This is a genomic window from Nereida sp. MMG025 (assembly GCF_021654165.1).
GTDB lineage: Bacteria > Pseudomonadota > Alphaproteobacteria > Rhodobacterales > Rhodobacteraceae > Nereida.
The window spans coordinates 55,105-74,560 of sequence record NZ_JAKFZN010000007.1; the positions used below are offsets into that span (position 1 = coordinate 55,105).

Consider the following 19,456-nt stretch of genomic DNA (forward strand, 5'->3'; position numbering starts at 1 on the left):
TATGAAGCGCACCCTTGGCACCTGCTATTATCCAGAACACTGGCCCCGCGATGTCTGGGAAGATGACGCGCGCCGCATGGTGGATGCGGGCCTGACGTGGGTGCGCATCGGCGAATTTGCGTGGTCACGTCTTGAACCCACCGAAGGCAATTTTGATTTCGCATGGCTTGATGACGCTATCGACGTATTGGGACATGCGGGTCTCAAGGTCGTGCTTGGCACACCCACAGCCACGCCCCCGAAATGGGTGCTTGATAAACATCCCGATATGCTGGCCGTTGATGCCAGCGGCGCGCCGCGCAAATTCGGATCCCGCAGGCACTATTGTTTTTCGCATCAAGGCTACCGTCAGGAATGTCGCCGCATCGTCACCAAACTGGCCGAACGCTACGGCGCACATGCGTTTATCAAGGCGTGGCAAACAGACAACGAATACGGCTGCCATGATACCGTGATCAGCTATTCCAACGCCGCGCGTGCCGGGTTCCAAAACTGGCTTTCGCAGAAATATCAAAGCCCCGATGCCTTGAACCGCGCGTGGGGCAATGTGTTCTGGTCGATGGAGTACCCGGACTTTGCAGATGTCGATCTGCCAAACTTGACCGTGACCGAGCCGAACCACCCCCATCAGCTGGACTTCATGCGCTATAGCTCGGATATGGTTGTAGAATTCAACCGCCTGCAAACCGAGATTTTACGCCAGCACACCGATGCCCCCCTTATTCATAACTACATGGGGCGCATCGTTGAATTTGATCACTACGCGGTCGGGGCCGATCTGGATATCGCATCTTGGGACAGCTATCCCATCGGCTTTCTGTCCGATCGGCTTGAGGCAGACGATGATCACAAACGTCATTTCCTGCGCCAAGGTGATCCCGATTTTCAGGCGTTTCACCATGATCTTTACCGCAGTGTGGGGCGCGGGCGCATGTGGATCATGGAACAACAACCCGGCCCCGTGAATTGGGCACCCTACAACCCTGCCCCGCTGCCCGGTATGGCGCGGCTTTGGGCGTGGGAGGCATTTGCCCATGGTGCCGAAACCGTCTGCTATTTCCGCTGGCGGCAGGCCCCATTCGCCCAGGAGCAGATGCACGCTGGCCTCTTACGCCCTGACAGCGCCGATGCCCCCGCGCTTGCCGAATGCCAGCAAGTGGCCCAAGAGATTGCGGCAATGCCCGATGTGGGCACAGCCAAAGCGCAGGCCGCGCTGATCTTTGACTATACCTCGGCTTGGGCATGGATGGCGCAGCCACAAGGGGCTGATTTCGACTACTTCCGCTTGTGCTTTGCGGTGTATCGCGGGCTGCGGCGGGCAGGCTTGAACGTGGACATACTTGCACCCGACACCACCAATCTGGACGGATATGAACTGGTTATGGCCCCTGGCCTGATGTCCTTGTCGTTCGCCTTGCGCACGGCCCTGCGTGATACGAAAACACCTGTCATCCTGGGGCCGCGCACAGATACCAAGACAGACCATCTGGCAATCCCGACACCAATGGGGCCAAACGTGGACGGGTTAGACATCAGCGTCGTGATGACCGAAAGCATCCCGCCAAACACGCACGCACCTTTGCAAGGGGGCGGTCGCTTTGTCCATTGGATCGAACATCTTGAAGGCGCGGCTGACCCCGTATTGCGCCACGCGGCTGGCAGCCCTGCAATGGTTGCAAAAAACAACCTTTACTATCTGGGCGGCTGGCCAGACGAGCAAACGCTGGATAAGATCATCGCACGGTTTGTGACCCCGATGAACCTGCCCCAAGGGTTGCGCGTGCGCGACACCGATGCGCACCGCTTCTGGATCAATTACAACCCGCATGATGTGACTTTCGAGGGTCTGACCATTCCTGCCGCAGGTGTGCAATGGACGTCGCTTTGACGCATTTTGGCACCCTTCCAGACGGGCAAGAGATCAGCAAAATCACCCTGCAATCTGACGATATGACCGTCGGCATCCTCACGTTCGGGGCCACGTTGCAATCGGTTGTTCATGCCTGCGCCCCCCGCAATCTGACCTTGGGGTTCAACACGATTGCGCCCTACCTTGAAACAGGCCATTTCGCAGGTGGTATCATTGGCCCCGTAGCCAACCGAATTGCGGGCGCGCAGGCCTCTCTGGGCGGATCCAACCATCGGTTTGAGGCCAACGACACCGGCAACACACTTCATTCAGGCGCGGCCAGTTGGCACCTGAAAAACTGGCATATCGCGGATCAAGGCCCCGGTTTCGTGACCCTGTCACTGCGTAGCACGGCAGGTGACGGCGGGTTTCGCGCCGCCTATCATGTCACCGCGACCTATCAGTTGATCGGGCCGCACCTGACGCTTGCCATCATCGCCCGCGCCGACGCCGCAACATGGATCGCCCCTGCACAACACAGCTATTGGAATCTCTCGGGGGCAGACACGATTGATGAACACACGCTGTCCGTTGCGGCCGACCACTACCTTGCAACAGATGCGCAGGGCATCCCGACGCACCGCGCACCTGTCAAAGGCACATCATTTGATCTACGCCGCGCAAGCCCCATCGCGCAGCGCCGCCTTGATCATAACTTTTGCCTGTCGGACACCCGCCGCACGCTGACCCCGGCTGCGACCTTGCGCAGCCCAGAGGGGTTATCGCTGGATATTGCCACCACGGACGTGGGGCTTCAGGTCTATGACGGGGGTTTTCTGGATGTGGCAGGACACGGACCGCGCAGCTTTATCGCGCTGGAGGCACAAGGCTGGCCCAACGCCATGAACCGCCCTGACTTTCCCAACACACGTCTGGAACCGCGCCAGATTTTCCACCAGATCACCCGCTGGACGATCACGCCCTAGCGCAGTTTATCTGGGGGTGGGCCGGACCATATCAATCGGATCAATCATCGCCAGCGCATCGCCGACGCTCATTTTGGGACCAAAGCTGCCGTCTTTCAAAAACCGCAACGTATGGGCGATCACCACTGGATTGTTCATCAAAAACGTATGGCTGACAGGCAGTTCCAAATGGTCGGCCATACCATCCAGCTTGGTGCTTTCGACCGTCACTTTCCCGTCGTTCGGCCCGTCAAACACCACAGCACTCAACGCGCCAAGCGGCACAGTGCCTGCGATAATACCGACCGAGTATTTCACAGGCGCCAGCGTGTTCGGCACGCTTTGGGCGCCTGTGCTCAGCTGTGTGCCCGCAGGCCCGTTGAACCATTTGAACACCGAAAGATCGCCGACCGCATCCACCAGTTCCGACCCCTTGTTGGGCGGGGCCAGCATCACCACATGGCCTAACCAATCGGGGTTGGTATTGCCCAGATAGGCGCGCACCAAAATACCGCCCATCGAATGGGTCACAAAATGGACCTTGCGCTCGCCACATTCTTCCAGTGCAGCGGGGATCACATCGCGCACAAGGGTCTCTATCGGCTCTTTGGTCGATGGATACCCTTTGTTGACAACGTGATAGCCCTTGGCCCGTAGAACCGCCTGCATCAGCGCAAGAGAGGTATCGCTGCGCGCAAGCCCGTGCAACAACACAACACATTCGGCGTTGGATGGCGCACCAAAGGCCACGGCCGCAGCCGTCAAAAGCGCCTTAACGCCCGACAAATGAATACTCTTCAAACCCTGCGCGTTTGAGATCTTTTTCAGAATACACATTGCGCAGATCAGCAAATCTTGGCGTTGCCATACGCCGCGCCACACGCTTGAGGTCCAACGCGCGGAATTCATTCCACTCGGTCAAAAGAACGCAAAGGTCGGCCTTTTGCACGGCTTTGTAAGCATCTTCGACCCAGTTAACCCCGGGCAAGAGGGCTTCGCCTTCGTGGCGGCCCTGGGGGTCGGTGACCATCACCTTGGCGCCACCACCAACCAGCGCGGGCACAATCGTCAGGGAGGGCGCATCGCGCATATCATCGGTGTTGGGCTTGAACGTGACCCCAAGCACCGCAATCGTTTTGCCGTTGAAACTGCCTTCGCACAGATCAAGCAGCTTATCGATCATGCGGCGTTTGACTTCCTCGTTCACCTTAATGACCGTTTCAGTGATCTGCATCGGAACGGCGTGTTCCTGACCGATCCGCGCAAGTGCCTTGGTGTCTTTGGGAAAGCATGATCCGCCATAGCCTGGACCTGCATGCAGGAACTTGTTGCCAATGCGCCCGTCCAGGCCAATGCCCTTGGCGACTTCTTTGACATCCGCGCCCACACGCTCGGACAGGGCGGCAATTTCGTTGATGAAGGTGATCTTGGTCGCCAGAAATGCGTTGGCTGCGTATTTGATCATCTCGGCGCTTTCCAGATCGGTCGTCACGACGGGGAAATCACGCAAGAACAGCGGACGGTAAATCTCGTTCATCACCTCGCCTGCGCGGTCATTTTGGACCCCCACAACAACACGATCGGGACGCATGAAATCGTCAATCGCAGCACCTTCGCGCAAAAACTCGGGGTTGGACGCTACATCATAGTCGGCATTCGGGTTCGTCTTGCGGATGACCTGTTTGACCTGACGGTTCGTGCCCAAAGGAACGGTCGATTTGGTCACGACCACGGTATAATCTTCGATCAACGCAGCAATTTCTTCGGCTGCGGCATACACATAGGTCAGATCAGCATGACCATCGCCGCGGCGTGTCGGCGTACCCACAGCGATGAATACAGCCTCGGCCCCCTTCATCGCTTCGGCCAGATCCAGCGTGAACGACAGCCGCCCGGCTTTGACGTTCTTTGCCATCAACTCGTCAAGGCCAGGTTCATAGATCGGCACTTCCCCACGGTTGAGCATATCGATCTTTGCAGGATCTTTGTCGACGCACACCACATCATGGCCAAAATCGGAAAAACAAACGCCAGACACCAAACCCACATAGCCCGTGCCAATCATTGCAATACGCATTTTACTTAAACCTGTTTTTTGTGTCCCTGTTCTGGCGAGACTGGCCTCTGGAATGCCGCCATCTGTACTTCAAGTCAATAATATCGGCATTGGAAGCTGGATTTTTGAATCTGATGGGCGGATAACGGGCAAAACGAACAAGAAGGGCGCGAGCAGACATGCAGTCTAAAACAATTACCCCCGTGCTGATGGCAGGCGGTTCGGGCACCCGCCTTTGGCCGTTATCGCGCAAAAGCTATCCCAAACAGTTTTCTGCGCTTGTCGGGGACGAAACCCTGTTTCAAACCAGCGTTAATCGCGTCACGGGCGCGGATTTCAACGCTCCGATTGTTCTGACAAACTCCGATTTTCGTTTTATCGTGACCGAACAACTTTCTGACGCGGGCATCACCAAAGCCGATATTCTGATCGAGCCATCGGCGCGCAACACCGCCGCCGCCGTCTTGGCTGCGGCTATGCATATTGCCGCGGATGATCCTGATACCGTGATGCTGGTCAGCCCATCTGACCACGTAATCCCAGACACCGCAGCATTTCACGCGGCAATTCAGGCAGGCATAGGTGCGGCATGTGATGGCACGCTGATCACCTTCGCGATCACGCCAACACATGCCGAAACGGGCTATGGATACCTCGAACTTGAAGACATCGCCCCCAAAGGCCCAACCAAACTTCGCCGCTTTGTGGAAAAACCAGACGCGGCGCGCGCGGCCGAAATGCTGGACAGCGGCAATTTCTTTTGGAATGCAGGCATCTTCCTTTTTACGGCGGCGACGATCATCAAAGCGTTTGAGGCACATGCCCCCGAAATGTGCGGCCCCGTGGCAGAAGCCGTGGCCAGCGCAACGCCCGATCTAGGATTTATCAGACTGGCGGCGTCGCCTTGGGAAACGCTCGATGACATCTCGATTGACTACGCGGTGATGGAACGTGCTAGTAATTTGGCGGCTGTTCCCTTCGATGCAGGCTGGACGGATTTGGGCGGCTGGCCGTCGGTCTGGCGCGAAAGCAACCCTGACGCGCAGGGCGTCGTCACAACGGGCGCGGCCACAGCGATTGATTGCCACAACAGCCTTCTGCGGTCAGAGGCGGACGGGCAGGAATTGGTGGGCATCGGCCTGGAAAACATTGTGGCCGTTGCGATGCCCGATGCGGTTTTGGTGGCGGATCTGGATCGCGGCCAAGACGTGAAACTGGCCGTTGATGCACTCAAAGCAAAAGGTGCCAAACAGGCGACGGCCTTTCCAAAAGACCACCGCCCTTGGGGCTGGTTCGAAACGCTGGTTTTGGGCGAACGGTTTCAGGTGAAACGGATTGTCGTAAACCCTGGTGCCGCCTTGTCGCTGCAAAGTCACGTCCACCGCGCTGAACATTGGATCGTCGTCAGCGGCACCGCCAAAGTGACAATCGAAAAGCACGAACAATTAGTGTCTGAAAATATGTCAGTCTACATTCCGCTTGGTGCCAAGCACCGCATGGAAAACCCCGGCAAAGTGCCGATGGAATTGATCGAAGTGCAGACAGGCAGCTACTTGGGCGAAGACGATATTGTGCGGTATGAAGATGTCTACGCGCGCCCCGAACGGCCCGAAAGCTAAGACCTTTGAGAAAAAACAATTTGACGAAAATTGCCACGCACGCCCAACAGGGTTGCGCGCATTTGTGATGTCTGCGACCATCAATTCCTAAGGTATTTTAGAGATTAATTTATGACCAACGACATTCCAGTATCGCTTGAGGACAGAGGTATTGCCAACCTGCGATATCTTGAAGCGAGTTGATGGATAAAAACAGCTGCACTTGCACGCCTCCGCTGGCTAATTCACCGCGCGTTACCTCAAGAAATATTTTGGACGGCGACACATCTGTCACGGGCGCGGGCGAAATCAGAAAAGGCACGACCCTGACAGTCAGCGGAGACGATCCGTGGGAAGCTGATTTTGCGCGGCTACAGAAACGTTACGAAGCCGAAGCAAGCTTTGGGGCGGCACTTGAAATCGCGGCTCGTATCGGTGTGAATTCTTGGCTTGTTGAAGGGGCGGCGGGGATCGAAGGTTCCGCATCAACCGCATGGCATTTTGGTGGTCGCATCGTTGAAAACGGCGATGGCACTCAGCGCACCCAAAGAAAATATAGGTTCGAAGGCCTACGTGTGCGGGGGCGGGTATTTCTGGCCACTGGCAGCACTGAAAACACCCAAGACGATGGCGGCTTTGATACGGGCAGCCCTGATACCATTGGCACGACCCAAACGCAGACCCGCGTGGTCACCGAAAATATCTTTTGGGAAGGGCCGTTGGATAGCATGTTGATTGATCCAAGCGGCTCAACGGAATGGCAAGACGTATGAAACATCGAACTGCGGCAATGGTCGGTATTTTTACCGCTCTTATCACCATTTTCATTACATTCGGATACACCCAAGCCGACGAAGGAACAGATGACATGACTGATATTCGCGCAGGCGGCACCTACAGTTTGATTTTACGCATGCAATCCATGCACGTGCGCGTCTTTGCCAATGGTGCCTTTTTGGTCAACAAAACAACCGACGGCTTTGCAACATTCACTTTTCCGATCACCGAATATCTCAAGTCTGAAAGCAACCAGATTGTCATTGAATTCGAGCCGATGAATTTTGACACCCGCGCATATACCCCGCACCAAGAGGTCGCGCTGGAAATTGAACTGGAACGCGCAGTGCCCGATGTCGGAACGCAGCGAATATCGGGATATTCGGCGCGCTGGTCGCCTGAGCTGCAAACCTACGCCTCAACCGAAAGCTCTGTTTTCGGGTTCGGGGCGCTTCAGCGTGCCGATGGCGCTTTCGCCCTTACTGCCCCGCCTGAAATGACGCCAGCAGCCTATGCCTATGCAAGCCGCACATCAGGCGAACATGCCCGCAAGATCACCATGCGCTTCAACATCGACGACATTGCGATGCCGACCCCGCCCTGGATTGGCGCGCCCGTTATAAAAGATACGCCCGAATTGCGCGCCGAGCTTTTGGCCGCCAACCGCGATTTGCACAGCGTAATGGCCGCGCAAGACCCAGATCAATTCTATCAGTTTTTCCAACCCGTCTATGACCATCTGGCGCTGGTGTTGGGGTATAGTGACGGCCGTGCAGTCGTCGAAGACATCGTATCCCAATCGCCGCTGATAACCCCTGATTACACGCTTAACCCCGCCCCAACCGAAACACAGATAGATCAGTCATTCTTGTTTTTCGGCTCTGACAACACTTTGGTGCGCCCGTCTCCCAATGTTGTCTCTTGGTCAAATGCGGACGGATCAAGCGAACGCGCGCGTAACGTGTTCTTTTGTAGAATGGCAGAGGGCGGCCTGCGGCCATGCCACATTCAGGACCTCAACTAAGCGGCGCTTGCCGCCGTAGTCTCGATTTGAACAGGGGAAAGTTGGTGGCGTGGGGGAGACTTGAACTCCCGCACTCAAGCGCATCCCAACAGGGATCGCCAAAGTCGGGACCAAAAATCTGATCTCTTGGAGCAGTCGAATTGTATAGGGGAAAGGTGGTGGCGTGGGGGAGACTTGAACTCCCGACCTATCGATTATGAGTCGATCGCTCTAACCAACTGAGCTACCGCGCCATTCCGAACGCTGATTTATAAGCGGCCCTCTATGGCGTCAACCCGCAAAACCGTGCAAAAAGACCGCAAACAGGGGGGAACCGCATGATTGAGCAGCTTGAACGCATCGTTGGCGCAGACCACGTCAAAACGGGCAGTGATCTTGCGGGCTATTCCAGCGACTGGATTGGCAGCTATCACTGGACCCCGCTGGCATTGGTGCGTCCGCGCACCACGGCCGAAGTCGCCGCGCTGATCAAATGGGCCAATGAGACCAAAACCCCCGTCGTGCCCGTGAGCGGCAACACGGGGCTGAACGGCGGGACCTTTGCAGAAGGTGCGGTCATGCTGTCGCTGGACCGCATGAACACCATCCACGAGGTGCGCCCCAAAGCACGGGTCGCGGTGGTCGAAGCAGGGGTCATCCTGTCCCAACTGCACGAGGCCGCAGAGGCGCAAGACCTCGTGTTTCCGCTCACCTTCGGCGCAAAGGGCAGCGCAATGATCGGCGGGGTTCTGTCAACAAATGCAGGCGGATCAAACGTGCTGCGCTATGGCAACACGCGCGATCTGTGTCTGGGGCTTGAGGTCGTCACCCCCACGGGTGAAATCATGGACCTGATGGGCGCGCTACACAAAGACAACTCTGGCCTGAACCTGAAACATCTGATGATTGGCGGCGAGGGAACGATGGGCATCATCACCAAGGCCGTCATGAAATTGCATCCCAAGCCGAAGGCCTACGCGACCGCAACTCTGGCCGTTGCGTCACTGGATGGGGCATTGGACTTGCTGAATACGCTCCAAGAGGCGACAGCGGGTGCTGTCGAGGCGTTCGAATACATGCCGCGCCTTTACGTCGAAGAGCATGTGGCGCGTTTTGGCGGGGCCGAACCCTTTGAAGGCCGCTATGACATCAACATTCTTGTCGAGGTGGGGGCAACCGCGCCGCGCGATGCGCAGGTGCAGCCTGATGGATCGATCCCCGTGGTTAGTCACCTTGAAAGTGTGCTTGGTGATCTGATCGAGAACGGCACTGTGCTGGACGCGGTTATCGCGCAAAACGAAGCCCAACGCCGCACCATGTGGGAACGCCGCGAAGCCGCGGGCGAGGTGATGTTGGGTGCCAAGCCGCTGGTAAACACCGATGTATCTGTCGCGCTGGATAAGGTTACAGACTTCATCGCGCTGGCAGACGAAAAGATGCTGGCGATTGATCCAGAGGCACGGCTGATGCGCGTCAGCCATCTGGGCGACGGAAACGTGCACTACGCGATCTGGCCCCGCACCCAAGACCCCGAAAAGCTGGAGGCGATGGTTGAGGGCGTCGAAGACGCAGTCATGGCCGTGCAGGGCAGCTTTTCTGCGGAACATGGCATCGGCATCAGCAAATTAAATTCCATGGCGCGACGCAAAGATGCGGCCGCGTTGGACATGATGCGCAACATCAAGCAAGCCCTTGATCCCAATGGTATTTTGAACCCTGGCAAGGTGATCCCTGCGCCTGACCGCGCGGTGGGGTAGGACAGCGTTAACCCTTTATGCGTTAAGGTGAATCCAAGGACGTCCTCGCATGGGTCTGACACGCCCATGCACCCCGAATGGTCTGCCACTTCGCGCAAGCGCCCCCTAGCAAAGGGCGCACGGCACAAGACCGCTTTTGGCGGCGCCGCCATTTTCCATCATCTATCTTAACACATAACCGTGCCGATTGACCGCCGCAGCAGCCTTGCTGATCGGCGCCTTTGGCGTGGCTAGTCCAACCAGCTGAAAAAACCTTCGCCTGCTTGGGCGCGCAGTTTTTCGGCCATAGCCGTGCCGAATGCCGCGCCATCTTCGATTGCGCAGGTGCCCTCGTCCGACAATACCTCCGACCCATCCGGGCGCAGAATTTCGCCGCGCAAACGCAGGGTGCCGCCTTCCAGCGTGGCAAGACCACCAATCGGGGTTTCACAAGACCCATCCAAAGCCGCAAGAAACGCGCGTTCCGCCGCGAGCCGCTGGCCCGATTCGGTGTCGTGGATCGCTTCGAGCATGTGACTGGCCATGTCATCACCAATCCGCTGTTCAATCCCGATGCACCCTTGGGCCACAGCGGGAAGCATCGCCTCTACCTCAATGGCAGTGCGGGGCACCTCGGTCATGTTCAGACGGTTCAGACCTGCCATCGCGAGGAATGTCGCTTCGGCCACACCGTCGGCCAGTTTTTTCAAACGGGTTTGCACGTTGCCACGAAACTCGACGATTTGCAGGTCGGGACGGTAGTTCAACAGTTGCGCCTTGCGCCGCAGCGAGGACGTGCCAACAACCGCGCCTTCGCGCAGGTCTTCTAGCTTGCCGCCATCAAGTGCGACAAACGCATCGCGCACGTCTTCGCGTGGCAAATAGGTGGTCAGCGCCAGCCCATCCGGCTGCGCCACGGGCATATCTTTCATCGAATGAACGGCGATATCAATCTTGCCAGACAGCATATCGTCTTCAATCTCACGGGTGAAAAGGCCTTTGCCCCCGATCTCTTTCAGGGGGCGATCCAACACTTTGTCGCCTGTGGTTTTGATCACAACAATTTCAAATGCCTCTTCGGGCAGATCAAAGGCGGCCATCAAACGGCGCCGCGTTTCATAGGCCTGCGCCAATGCAAGCAGAGAGCCACGCGTACCGATTTTGAGCGGTTTCGAAGGGTTGGGGAGATTCATGTTAAACTGTCCACTTTACTTGACACATTAAATGTCTATTTTCAGGACGGCTAGCCCCTTCTTTCTGTGACAATACCCCGCAATCCACAGAAAGGAAATTCCCTTTTCGCGTCAAATTGCGCGTGATACCAATGTGTTAAAGCCGCGTGTCCGCATGCGCATCTTAGAAAGATCCCCGCCATGAAGGACAGCGTAACCATGACTAAGCCCAAGAAATTGCTGCAATCTTTGGCAGGTGAGACCCAAAAAGTCCCGCCCATTTGGATGATGCGTCAGGCGGGTCGTTACCTGCCAGAATACCGCGCCACGCGCGCACAGGCGGGCGACTTTCTGTCGCTGTGCTATAACTCTGATCTGGCCGCGGAGGTCACTTTGCAACCTATCCGCCGCTACGGATTCGATGCGGCCATTCTGTTTGCTGATATCTTGCTGATCCCCGAAGCGCTTGGCGCTGATCTGTGGTTTGTCACGGGCGAAGGCCCACGCCTTTCGACGATCACAACCGATGCCGATTTTGCCAAGATCAAAGGCGCGGATGATGTCCATGATCACCTTGCCCCTATTTATGAAACCGTCCGCATCCTCGCCCGTGAACTGCCCGAAGAAACCGCGCTGATCGGGTTTGCCGGTGCGCCGTGGACTGTGGCGACCTATATGATTGCAGGCCGTGGCACGCCCGACCAAGGCCCTGCGCACAAGTTGATCGCAGAAAACCGCCCCTTGTTCGAGGCGCTGATTGATCGGTTGACCGATGCAACCATTGCCTACCTTGATATGCAAATTCAGGCCGGCGCTGAAACGGTCAAGATTTTTGACAGTTGGGCTGGCTCTCTGAAAGGGTCGGATTTCCAGAAATATGCGCTGGAGCCCACCAAGAAAATCATCGCCGCGCTGAAGGCGAAACATCCCAATGTGCCAATCATCGCCTTCCCCCGCGAGGCGGGCGACAATTACATCGGTTTTGCCAAGGCAACGGGCGCAGACTGCGTTGCGCTGGACAATTCCGTCAGCGCCACCTGGGCCGCCGAACATGTCCAGAAAGACGGTTGTGTTCAGGGTAATCTGGCGTCGCGCCACATGGTAACAGGCGGGCAGGACCTGATTGACGAGACCCGCGAGATCGTCAAAGCCTTTCAGGGCGGGCCGCACATCTTCAACCTTGGTCACGGCATCACACCAGATGCGGACCCTGAAAATGTGCAACTCATGATCGATACTGTCCGCTCGATGGGCTGACCCACTGGTTCTGAAATGGAAACGAAGTGTTGGGACATTGCGCCCGACATTTCACATTTCTGACCCGTTTGCAGACTAGACCACACCTGAGTCCCTTGTTTTCAGGTTTGGCATCGTGCGTCCGCTGATCATCTTTTTGACCACCTTGACCTTTGTGCTGCTGCTCACCGCGGTGCAATGGAGCAACTGGCGTGTCACGGGCCAAGAGGCGCGTTGGCAAAAAGCACTGAACGGAGCGTCAGACCCCTATGATCTGCTGCGCGTGAACCCCGATGGCCTGATCGCCCCACCCGGCATCGTAATGTCGCGCGGGCTAAAGGCGCATTTTGCCAGCGATATTTTTGACGGGTTCAAGCTGGATGCGCGAACACCGCGCACAACCGAAATTTCCTTTGCGTCCACCCCTACTGACTGTCGACCCACCCCGCCGTCAAACCGCGCACGGGTCATCCATATTCGTGTGGCGCGTTCCGATTTACAAAGCGGTGTGCATGCGATGTCGCAAGAACATATGCAGCGCGTGGTGTCGCCCCTGTTTCAGGTGCCGCCAGAGGACCGCGCCTCATATCTGCATGAAATTGCGCGCCGCCCGGGTTTGCAACGCATTGATGTTGCCCTGACAGAAACGGGGTTGCCCGTCTATCTGGTACTTGAGACGTTGGACCAAGGCGCGGTCTGGGCGTTACACCCCGCCGCGGGCGTTGACATTGAACGCATTGTTCTGATCGGGCATGGCACAAGCGGGGTCACACCGCTTGGCGCAACCCCGATTGAGGGGTTGGATCTGGACCACCAAGCCCATTGCGCCGATCTGATGGTTCGTGCGGATATCACACAACGGCTTGCCTACAAGGCCAGCCACGTCCTGGCGGGGCCACCCGCGCGCGTGCCCTATGTGCCAATGAATGATCGCCCCGTGACGATCACACCAAATGATGTGGTCTTTGCCCCGATTGATCCCGCTCAGGGGGTAGAATATGCCAAATCGCTCTATTCAGAGCTTTTGAATTACTAGCTCAGGTCCACTTGGCCACAGGTGGCAGTGACATTAAAACCGCATTGGCATCATGGCCCGTTTCCAGACCAAACTTGGTGCCACGGTCATAGACCAGATTATATTCGGCATAGAGACCGCGGTGAACCAGCTGCGCCTCTTTTTCGGCCTCTGTAAATTCTTCCACGCGCCGTTTTTCGACCAAAGGTGCAAAGGCAGGCAGAAACGCGCGGCCGATATCTTGGGTCAGCGCAAAGTCCTTTTCCCAGTCGCCTGTGCAGTGGTCATCCATAAAGATGCCACCAACCCCACGGGCGCGGCCCCGGTGGGGCACAAAGAAGTATTCGTCTGCCCAGTCTTTGAGGCGTGGGTAATGCGCCTCTCCGTGCGGGTCGAGATGGGCCTTTTGGGTTGCATGGAAATGCGCGGTGTCTTCATCAAATTCGATACAAGGGTTCAAATCAGAGCCACCACCAAACCACCACGCATGCGGTGTCCAGAACATGCGCGTGTTCATATGCACCGCAGGGACACGCGGGTTGCGCATATGCGCCACAAGGCTGATCCCGCTGGCCCAAAAGCGCGGATCGTCCTTCATTCCGGGAATCCCCTTGCGGGCCGCCATCGCGCCTTGTGCGCGGTCGCCCAAGGTGCCGTAGACCTCTGACCAGTTCACACCCACTTTTTCAAAGACACGACCGCCGCGCATGACAGACATGATCCCGCCGCCAGCATCAGAGCCATCGTCGGCGGTGCGCGTGGTTTGGCTTACCTCGAAACGGCCTGCCTCCATATCCGCGAAGGGGCCTTCGCTATGGCTGTCTTCAAGCGCTTCGAATGTTGCAACGATCTGGTCGCGCAGCTCCTTGAACCAAGCCGCGGCACGGGCCTTATGATCGTCAAACATCTTAGTCATCTTGGGTGTCCTCTTTGGTTGACACTTTCTAACAGGCAGCGGCCAGATTGCCTAGGCATCGCGGCTGCTCTATCTTGCACAATACCCATGAAAAGGAACGCCGCCATGCGATATACTGTCAGCCTTGTTGCCGTGCTTGCCCTTGCTGCATGTAGTTCGGCCCGCGACCGTTGTCTGAACCAAGCCGCCTTACCTGTTGCGCAAATAGACGCGCTGATCGTGCAAACAGAGGCAAATATCGCGCGCGGCTTTGGTTTGGAAAAGGAGCTTCAGCCGCGGTCCATTCTGGTCACTTGTGTGCGCGATGACCGCCTGAGTTTTTGTCAGGATCGCCAGGTGACCGTCAAACGCGTGCCCGTGACGTTGGATATAGATGCCGAACGGCGTAAGCTGTCACAGCTGAAATCCAAACGCGCAGAAGTTGTTGAAGCAGCCCGCAAAGCGCAAGCCAGTTGCCCCGCCGCCTAGTGCGCAGGTGCGCGCGCCGCATCCACAAGCGAGCGACCGCCATCAACAGTAATGATTTCGCCCGTGACAAAACTGGACGCATCAGAGGCAAGATATTGCACCGCATCGGCCACCTCTGACGGGCCGGCAATCCGGTGCAGTGGTGTGTGATCGCGAATATCATCGCGAAATTCATCGTTTTCTTTCAACGTGTTGCGCAGGCTTGCCGACATCACAGATCCAAAGGCCACCGCGTTGACGCGAATGCGGTGAGGGGCCAGCGCCACCGCCATTGAGCGGGTCATCTGATCGAGCGCAGCAGAGCTGACCGAATAGGCCAAAAGCTCGGGCTGCGTGCGCCGCGCGGCGATGGACGACAGATTCACGATCGAGCCGCAATAGCCCTCGTCCCCGTCATCTTCGGCCTGCTTTATCATCCGTTTTGCGATGGCCTGCGTCAGTCGCAGCGATGTCATCAGGTTTTGTTGCAACAACATATCCACGGCATCTTCATCCGGGTTCAGTGGGTCAGACGGCACCATCTGACGCGATGCGTTTACCAAGATATCGACCTTGTCAAAGGCATCCAACGTGGCCGAAAGCAAATTGGCGATGGTCAAACGCTCGCGCAGATCGCCTGCGAAGGTGATGAATTTCTGGGTTTCGCTATCATCCACACCGACCTCTTCGGCCAGTTTCTTTTCGTTCATATCGGCAAAGACAACATTCGCACCCTTGTCGAGAAAATGGCGCCCGATAGCCAAGCCAACGCCGTTGGCAGCCCCTGTGACGATGGCGGTTTTACCTGCGATGGAAAAGGACATCAGGATCCTCGTGCGTTGAGTGTGAGTGTAGGGTAGCCCACCTTACCGCGTGCGGCGAGGTTTGCGTGCGTGCAGCACTTTGAAACTGTTTGTGCCTGCAATTTCGGTCACGTCCAAGAACAATTCGGACAGGGTGTTTTCGTAAGGTAAATGGCGGTTTGCAACGATCCACATCTGCCCGCCCTGATGCAGCATTTTCGTGCCTGCATGCAAAAACGCGCGTCCAATGGACGGATCGGCGTTGCGGCTGGTGTGGAACGGCGGGTTCATGATCACCGCGTCACACAGCTTTTCGGGACGAAACTGTGTTGCATCCGCCCAGTGCAGATGCGCGCGTGGGTCGGTCACATTGATGTGCGCACAGCGGTGCGCGTCATAATCCGCCTCGACCATTTCCAGATGTTGCACGGTGTCATGGCTGAGAATTTGGGCAGATAACCACCCCCACCCAGAGCCGAGATCTGCAACGCGCGAAGGCAGTTTGGCGGGCAATGCTTCGGCCAGAACAGCGCTGCCTTTGTCGATCCCCTGAGCCGAAAACACCCCCGGGAGGGTACGAAAGCCGGCGATCACCTCGACAGGGGTGGCGGGGGCGGCCCACGATGCAAGATCTGCGTCTTGGTCCAGTGTGAAGGTTTTCCCATGCGCTTTGGAAAACGCGGCCGACACCGTGCCGCGCTTGCGCAGGTCTTTGTATAGACTGTCGATGCCTTCGATTTTGAGCCCATCAATTGTGATCGGCCCGTCGCTGGCACCCAGAGCCGCAGCCACCCGCGCGCGCATCGCATCCTTGGCACGGGGCAGGAACACGATGGCCCCTGCAACCTGTGCAGGCATTTCAGTTGTCACGGCATAACCGCGCGAGGCCCACGCGTCATGATCGGGTTTGAAGCCCTGCACAATTTGCAAGCGTTCCATTGGAAGCGCAGACAGGTCGGCATCCGCAGGCGGGCCGACAACCGCAATGACGCCATCGTCAGGCAGCGTCACATGGCCTGCATTTATTGCAAGGGTCAGTCGGGAAAGGGGCATTGGATCAGGCGCGCGCCTATTCTTTTTCCATGGTGCATTGCAGCGGATGCTGGTGGCGTTGGGCAAAATCCATCACCTGCGCAACCTTCGTCTCTGCAATTTCATACGAAAACACACCCACGACAGCCACACCTTTTTTATGCACCGTTAACATCAGTTCAAAGGCTTGGGCGTGGTTCAGGCCGAAGAAGCGTTCAAGGACATGAACCACAAATTCCATCGGCGTGTAATCATCGTTCAGGATCATCACCTTATACATTGGCGGACGTTTGGTTTTCTCGCGCGGTTTGGTCGCCACGCCGATGTCGCCATCGGGGGTTTCCTTGTCGTCGTCGGTCAATGTCCACACGTGATGTTGCATCAGAATCCTGTCCGCGTTGCTGCGTGACTATATAAGGCCCAATCCTTTGGTGAAAAGGGGAGAGTTTTAAGGGGCGCAACACCGCAAGGCACCGCCCCGCCATGACCACAGTCTTGCCACATTCCCGCCACATTCGCCTATCTAGGGGCGCAAAAGGCCGCCGCCCCAACATGTTCTGTGAAAAAACCGCAAAGCCCTTGTGAATAAAAGGTTTTCTGAAAAGAGGAGAAATGTTACGCTATTTTCAATAATTCAAAAGCCAGTCGAATAATCGGCGGCGTGAGGCAGCGTAAATTAGGCAGGTTCCCAGTGTTTTACACGGCAGGGCAATGCGTCCGTTCATTCTTTTTTGTGTTGGCAATGGCCAGCATTCTTTTCACACCCGGCATGGGCATCACAGCGCCTTATGCGGCGATGGTCATTGATGCACGCACAGGCGAGGTGCTTCATTCGCGCAACGCCGACACGCGACTGCACCCCGCATCGCTTACCAAGATGATGACGCTGTATGTGGCATTCGAAGCGATCCGCAAAGGCGAAATCAGCTTGGATACCCGCGTGAAGGTATCCAACAAGGCCGCCGCCGAGCCGCCCTCGAAACTCTACCTCAAGGCAGGTCAGCGCATTCAGGTGCGCTATTTGATCCGTGCGTCCGCCGTCAAATCGGCCAATGATGCGGCAACCGCACTGGGCGAAGCAATCAGCGGGTCCGAAGCCGCATTTGCCCGCCGCATGAACCGCACCGCCAAGGCGCTTGGCATGACAAAAACCACGTTCAAAAACGCGCACGGCCTGACCGAAAGCGGCCATATGTCGACCGCCCGTGACATGACGACACTGGGCCGGCGCATTCTTTATGATTACCCTGACTACTATAACCTCTTCTCGCGGATGAGCACCCACGCCGGTGTGCGCGAAGTGGCCAACACCAACCGCCGTCTCCTGAGCAATTATCGCGGCGCAGATGGCATCAAAACAGGCTACACCCGTGCGGCTGGTTTCAACCTTGTGGCCTCTGCCAAGCGCGGCAACGAACGGATTATTGCCACGGTTTTCGGCGGCCGCTCTTCGGCGACACGGAATGCAAAAGTGGCAGAGCTTCTTGATCTTGGCTTCCGCCGTGCCCCATCGAATGCACCGCTGCGCAAACCTAGCCTGCCCCAATATACTGCCGTGGCCAAAGCGCCCACGAAAAAGGGCAAAACCATCCGTATTCTGACAGCCGTCAAGAAAAGCTATCGCCCCAAGATGCGCCCCACCCCAGAGGCACCCTCACAAGAGCTGTTGCTGGCTTTGGCGGACGATATCGAACAAGCCGTCAAAGAAGCTGCCAAAACGCCAGACGCCGAAGTTGAGGCCGATGTGGTCACAACAAAACCAGTGGTGCTGGCGGCAACCCGCTCTCCCAAACCGCGGGTCCGTCCGACGGTGGCGCAGCCCACTGTGGTGACGCGCATTTCAACCAATGGCGATCGTCATTGGGGGATCAACGTGGGCAAATACGGCAGCCGCTACAAGGCCGAACAGGTTTTGTTGCGCACGCATCTGATGGAGATGAACACGCTTGACGGGTCACTGCGCAAAGTGGCCAAGCGCAAAAACGGGTTTGACGCCAATTTCCTTGGCATGACAAAGGACACCGCTGCATTGGCCTGTCGCCGTCTTGAGGCCCGTTCCGTCAAATGCGCGGTGCTTGGCCCGAGCTAAACACTTGCCTGCGCGGGGCAGACACCGCACAGTCCAACGATGACCGAGTATTTTCTGCCCCCGCCCCACCGCCCATCTGTCACCATCGCAGGCCACACAAGCCGCTTTGCCGTAAGGCGCATTTTTTGCGTTGGCAAAAACTATGCCGACCACGTGGCTGAAATGGGCGGCACCCCGCAACCGCCTGTCTTTTTCACCAAACCTGCGGACGCGATTTGTGAAGGCGGATCTATCCCCTACCCCTCCGGCACCGAAAATCTGCATTTTGAGGCTGAGTTGGTCATTGCTTTGGGACGTGGCGGGGCCAACATCAGCGCAGCCAATGCGCTGACGCATGTTTTAGGGTATGCCACAGGCAATGATCTGACGCGACGGGATTTGCAGGCACAGGCAAAAGACAAAGGTGCGCCGTGGGATATGGCAAAGGCCTTTGACCGTTCTGCGGTGATCGGACCGATCCATTTGGTACAAGATATAAGTCATCTTTGCGATGCGCCACTGCGCTGCACGGTCAATGGCCAGCTGCGTCAGGACGGCAATATCAATGCAATGATCTGGCCAGTCCCTGAGATTATCGCCACGCTGAGCCAGTTTGTCGAAGTGTCATCTGGTGATCTGATTTACACAGGTACGCCAGCGGGCGTCGGCGCGATTGGTGTTGGCGATCGGTGCGAGGTATCCATCGAAGGTCTCACACCTGTTGCGGTGACCATAGAGTAAACGCCCCCGCATATCTGCGAGGGCACTTTGTTGGTCTCTCTG

At 57.0% G+C, this 19,456-nt stretch carries 18 protein-coding genes and 1 tRNA gene; 11 read left to right on the plus strand and 8 right to left on the minus strand.

Annotated features, from left to right (window positions below; genetic code table 11):
• The first annotated feature begins 1 nt into the window (after nt 1).
• Nucleotides 2-1,888, plus strand: a complete 1,887-nt coding sequence (locus tag L1065_RS13725) for a beta-galactosidase (RefSeq protein WP_237096075.1) — start codon at nt 2-4, stop codon at nt 1,886-1,888.
• On the plus strand, nt 1,873-2,835 hold the full coding sequence (locus L1065_RS13730) for an aldose epimerase family protein (protein WP_237096076.1): 963 nt from the start codon (nt 1,873-1,875) through the stop codon (nt 2,833-2,835). Before L1065_RS13725 ends, L1065_RS13730 begins: the two co-directional genes overlap by 16 nt.
• Before the next feature lie 6 nt (nt 2,836-2,841).
• Here L1065_RS13730 and L1065_RS13735 read toward each other — a convergent pair whose 3' ends face one another.
• On the minus strand, nt 2,842-3,600 hold the full coding sequence (locus L1065_RS13735) for an alpha/beta fold hydrolase (RefSeq protein WP_237096077.1): 759 nt from the start codon (nt 3,598-3,600) through the stop codon (nt 2,842-2,844).
• Entirely contained in the window at nt 3,587-4,891 is a 1,305-nt protein-coding gene (locus L1065_RS13740) for a UDP-glucose/GDP-mannose dehydrogenase family protein (protein WP_237096078.1), read from the minus strand. The genes L1065_RS13735 and L1065_RS13740 overlap by 14 nt, the downstream gene beginning before the upstream one ends.
• A gap of 158 nt (nt 4,892-5,049) precedes the next feature.
• Between L1065_RS13740 and L1065_RS13745 the strand changes: the two genes are divergently transcribed.
• The 3 genes from L1065_RS13745 (at nt 5,050) to L1065_RS13755 (ending at nt 8,269) form a co-directional block, all read left to right on the plus strand.
• The gene (locus L1065_RS13745) at nt 5,050-6,489 is read left to right on the plus strand and encodes a mannose-1-phosphate guanylyltransferase/mannose-6-phosphate isomerase (protein ID WP_237096079.1); all 1,440 of its coding nucleotides are present in this window, start codon (nt 5,050-5,052) and stop codon (nt 6,487-6,489) included.
• 251 nt (nt 6,490-6,740) lie between these two features.
• Entirely contained in the window at nt 6,741-7,241 is a 501-nt protein-coding gene (locus tag L1065_RS13750) for a hypothetical protein (RefSeq protein WP_237096080.1), read from the plus strand.
• The gene (locus tag L1065_RS13755) at nt 7,238-8,269 is read left to right on the plus strand and encodes a hypothetical protein (protein WP_237096081.1); all 1,032 of its coding nucleotides are present in this window, start codon (nt 7,238-7,240) and stop codon (nt 8,267-8,269) included. Before L1065_RS13750 ends, L1065_RS13755 begins: the two co-directional genes overlap by 4 nt.
• 156 nt (nt 8,270-8,425) lie before the next feature.
• Here the strand turns inward: L1065_RS13755 and L1065_RS13760 are convergent.
• Nucleotides 8,426-8,502: transfer RNA gene (locus L1065_RS13760), tRNA-Met, on the minus strand.
• Between the two features lie 84 nt (nt 8,503-8,586).
• Between L1065_RS13760 and L1065_RS13765 the strand changes: the two genes are divergently transcribed.
• Nucleotides 8,587-10,005, plus strand: coding sequence for an FAD-binding oxidoreductase (locus tag L1065_RS13765; protein WP_237096082.1), 1,419 nt, complete (start codon nt 8,587-8,589; stop codon nt 10,003-10,005).
• A 230-nt stretch (nt 10,006-10,235) separates the two neighbouring features.
• Here L1065_RS13765 and hemC read toward each other — a convergent pair whose 3' ends face one another.
• Nucleotides 10,236-11,177 carry a hydroxymethylbilane synthase gene (gene hemC, locus L1065_RS13770; RefSeq protein WP_237096083.1) on the minus strand — a complete coding sequence of 314 codons (942 nt, stop codon included), beginning with the start codon at nt 11,175-11,177 and terminating at the stop codon, nt 10,236-10,238.
• A 198-nt stretch (nt 11,178-11,375) separates the two neighbouring features.
• Here hemC and hemE point away from each other — a divergent pair, with 198 nt between their 5' ends.
• A complete protein-coding gene (gene hemE, locus L1065_RS13775) occupies nt 11,376-12,413 on the plus strand; it encodes a uroporphyrinogen decarboxylase (protein WP_237096084.1) in 1,038 nt (345 codons plus the stop codon).
• A gap of 136 nt (nt 12,414-12,549) precedes the next feature.
• The gene (locus L1065_RS13780; protein WP_237096085.1) at nt 12,550-13,428 is read left to right on the plus strand and encodes a hypothetical protein; all 879 of its coding nucleotides are present in this window, start codon (nt 12,550-12,552) and stop codon (nt 13,426-13,428) included.
• 1 nt (nt 13,429) lies between these two features.
• Here L1065_RS13780 and hemF read toward each other — a convergent pair whose 3' ends face one another.
• Entirely contained in the window at nt 13,430-14,314 is an 885-nt protein-coding gene (gene hemF, locus L1065_RS13785; RefSeq protein ID WP_237096095.1) for an oxygen-dependent coproporphyrinogen oxidase, read from the minus strand.
• A 114-nt stretch (nt 14,315-14,428) separates the two neighbouring features.
• Here hemF and L1065_RS13790 point away from each other — a divergent pair, with 114 nt between their 5' ends.
• A complete protein-coding gene (locus L1065_RS13790) occupies nt 14,429-14,791 on the plus strand; it encodes a hypothetical protein (protein WP_237096086.1) in 363 nt (120 codons plus the stop codon).
• On the opposite strand, the gene L1065_RS13795 is transcribed toward L1065_RS13790, so the two are convergent.
• Genes L1065_RS13795 through clpS form a run of 3 tightly spaced genes read right to left on the minus strand, consistent with a single transcriptional unit; the run spans nt 14,788 to nt 16,987 of the window.
• The gene (locus L1065_RS13795) at nt 14,788-15,594 is read right to left on the minus strand and encodes an SDR family NAD(P)-dependent oxidoreductase (RefSeq protein ID WP_237096087.1); all 807 of its coding nucleotides are present in this window, start codon (nt 15,592-15,594) and stop codon (nt 14,788-14,790) included. The two genes, L1065_RS13790 and L1065_RS13795, sit on opposite strands and share 4 nt — an antisense overlap.
• Before the next feature lie 42 nt (nt 15,595-15,636).
• Nucleotides 15,637-16,626: a class I SAM-dependent methyltransferase gene (locus L1065_RS13800; protein WP_237096088.1), complete on the minus strand. Its 990-nt coding sequence runs from the start codon at nt 16,624-16,626 to the stop codon at nt 15,637-15,639.
• A gap of 16 nt (nt 16,627-16,642) precedes the next feature.
• Nucleotides 16,643-16,987 (minus strand): ATP-dependent Clp protease adapter ClpS, encoded by a 345-nt coding sequence (gene clpS, locus L1065_RS13805; RefSeq protein WP_237096089.1) that lies wholly within the window; start codon nt 16,985-16,987, stop codon nt 16,643-16,645.
• Nucleotides 16,988-17,347: 360 nt separating this feature from the next.
• Here clpS and L1065_RS13810 point away from each other — a divergent pair, with 360 nt between their 5' ends.
• On the plus strand, nt 17,348-18,694 hold the full coding sequence (locus L1065_RS13810; protein ID WP_237096090.1) for a D-alanyl-D-alanine carboxypeptidase family protein: 1,347 nt from the start codon (nt 17,348-17,350) through the stop codon (nt 18,692-18,694).
• A 39-nt stretch (nt 18,695-18,733) separates the two neighbouring features.
• Nucleotides 18,734-19,414, plus strand: a complete 681-nt coding sequence (locus L1065_RS13815; protein WP_237096091.1) for a fumarylacetoacetate hydrolase family protein — start codon at nt 18,734-18,736, stop codon at nt 19,412-19,414.
• Nucleotides 19,415-19,456: the final 42 nt, after the last annotated feature.

Coding starts and splice junctions, on each gene's coding strand:
- hemE (WP_237096084.1), top strand. CDS start 11,376: ATGACTAAGCCCAAGAAATTGCTGCAATCTTTGGCAGGTGAGACCCAA.
- clpS (WP_237096089.1), bottom strand. CDS start 16,987: ATGCAACATCACGTGTGGACATTGACCGACGACGACAAGGAAACCCCC.
- L1065_RS13810 (WP_237096090.1), top strand. CDS start 17,348: ATGGCCAGCATTCTTTTCACACCCGGCATGGGCATCACAGCGCCTTAT.
- L1065_RS13725 (WP_237096075.1), top strand. CDS start 2: ATGAAGCGCACCCTTGGCACCTGCTATTATCCAGAACACTGGCCCCGC.
- L1065_RS13740 (WP_237096078.1), bottom strand. CDS start 4,891: ATGCGTATTGCAATGATTGGCACGGGCTATGTGGGTTTGGTGTCTGGC.
- hemF (WP_237096095.1), bottom strand. CDS start 14,314: ATGTTTGACGATCATAAGGCCCGTGCCGCGGCTTGGTTCAAGGAGCTG.
- L1065_RS13745 (WP_237096079.1), top strand. CDS start 5,050: ATGCAGTCTAAAACAATTACCCCCGTGCTGATGGCAGGCGGTTCGGGC.
- L1065_RS13815 (WP_237096091.1), top strand. CDS start 18,734: ATGACCGAGTATTTTCTGCCCCCGCCCCACCGCCCATCTGTCACCATC.
- L1065_RS13755 (WP_237096081.1), top strand. CDS start 7,238: ATGAAACATCGAACTGCGGCAATGGTCGGTATTTTTACCGCTCTTATC.
- L1065_RS13800 (WP_237096088.1), bottom strand. CDS start 16,626: ATGCCCCTTTCCCGACTGACCCTTGCAATAAATGCAGGCCATGTGACG.
- L1065_RS13765 (WP_237096082.1), top strand. CDS start 8,587: ATGATTGAGCAGCTTGAACGCATCGTTGGCGCAGACCACGTCAAAACG.
- L1065_RS13790 (WP_237096086.1), top strand. CDS start 14,429: ATGCGATATACTGTCAGCCTTGTTGCCGTGCTTGCCCTTGCTGCATGT.
- L1065_RS13795 (WP_237096087.1), bottom strand. CDS start 15,594: ATGTCCTTTTCCATCGCAGGTAAAACCGCCATCGTCACAGGGGCTGCC.
- L1065_RS13730 (WP_237096076.1), top strand. CDS start 1,873: ATGGACGTCGCTTTGACGCATTTTGGCACCCTTCCAGACGGGCAAGAG.
- hemC (WP_237096083.1), bottom strand. CDS start 11,177: ATGAATCTCCCCAACCCTTCGAAACCGCTCAAAATCGGTACGCGTGGC.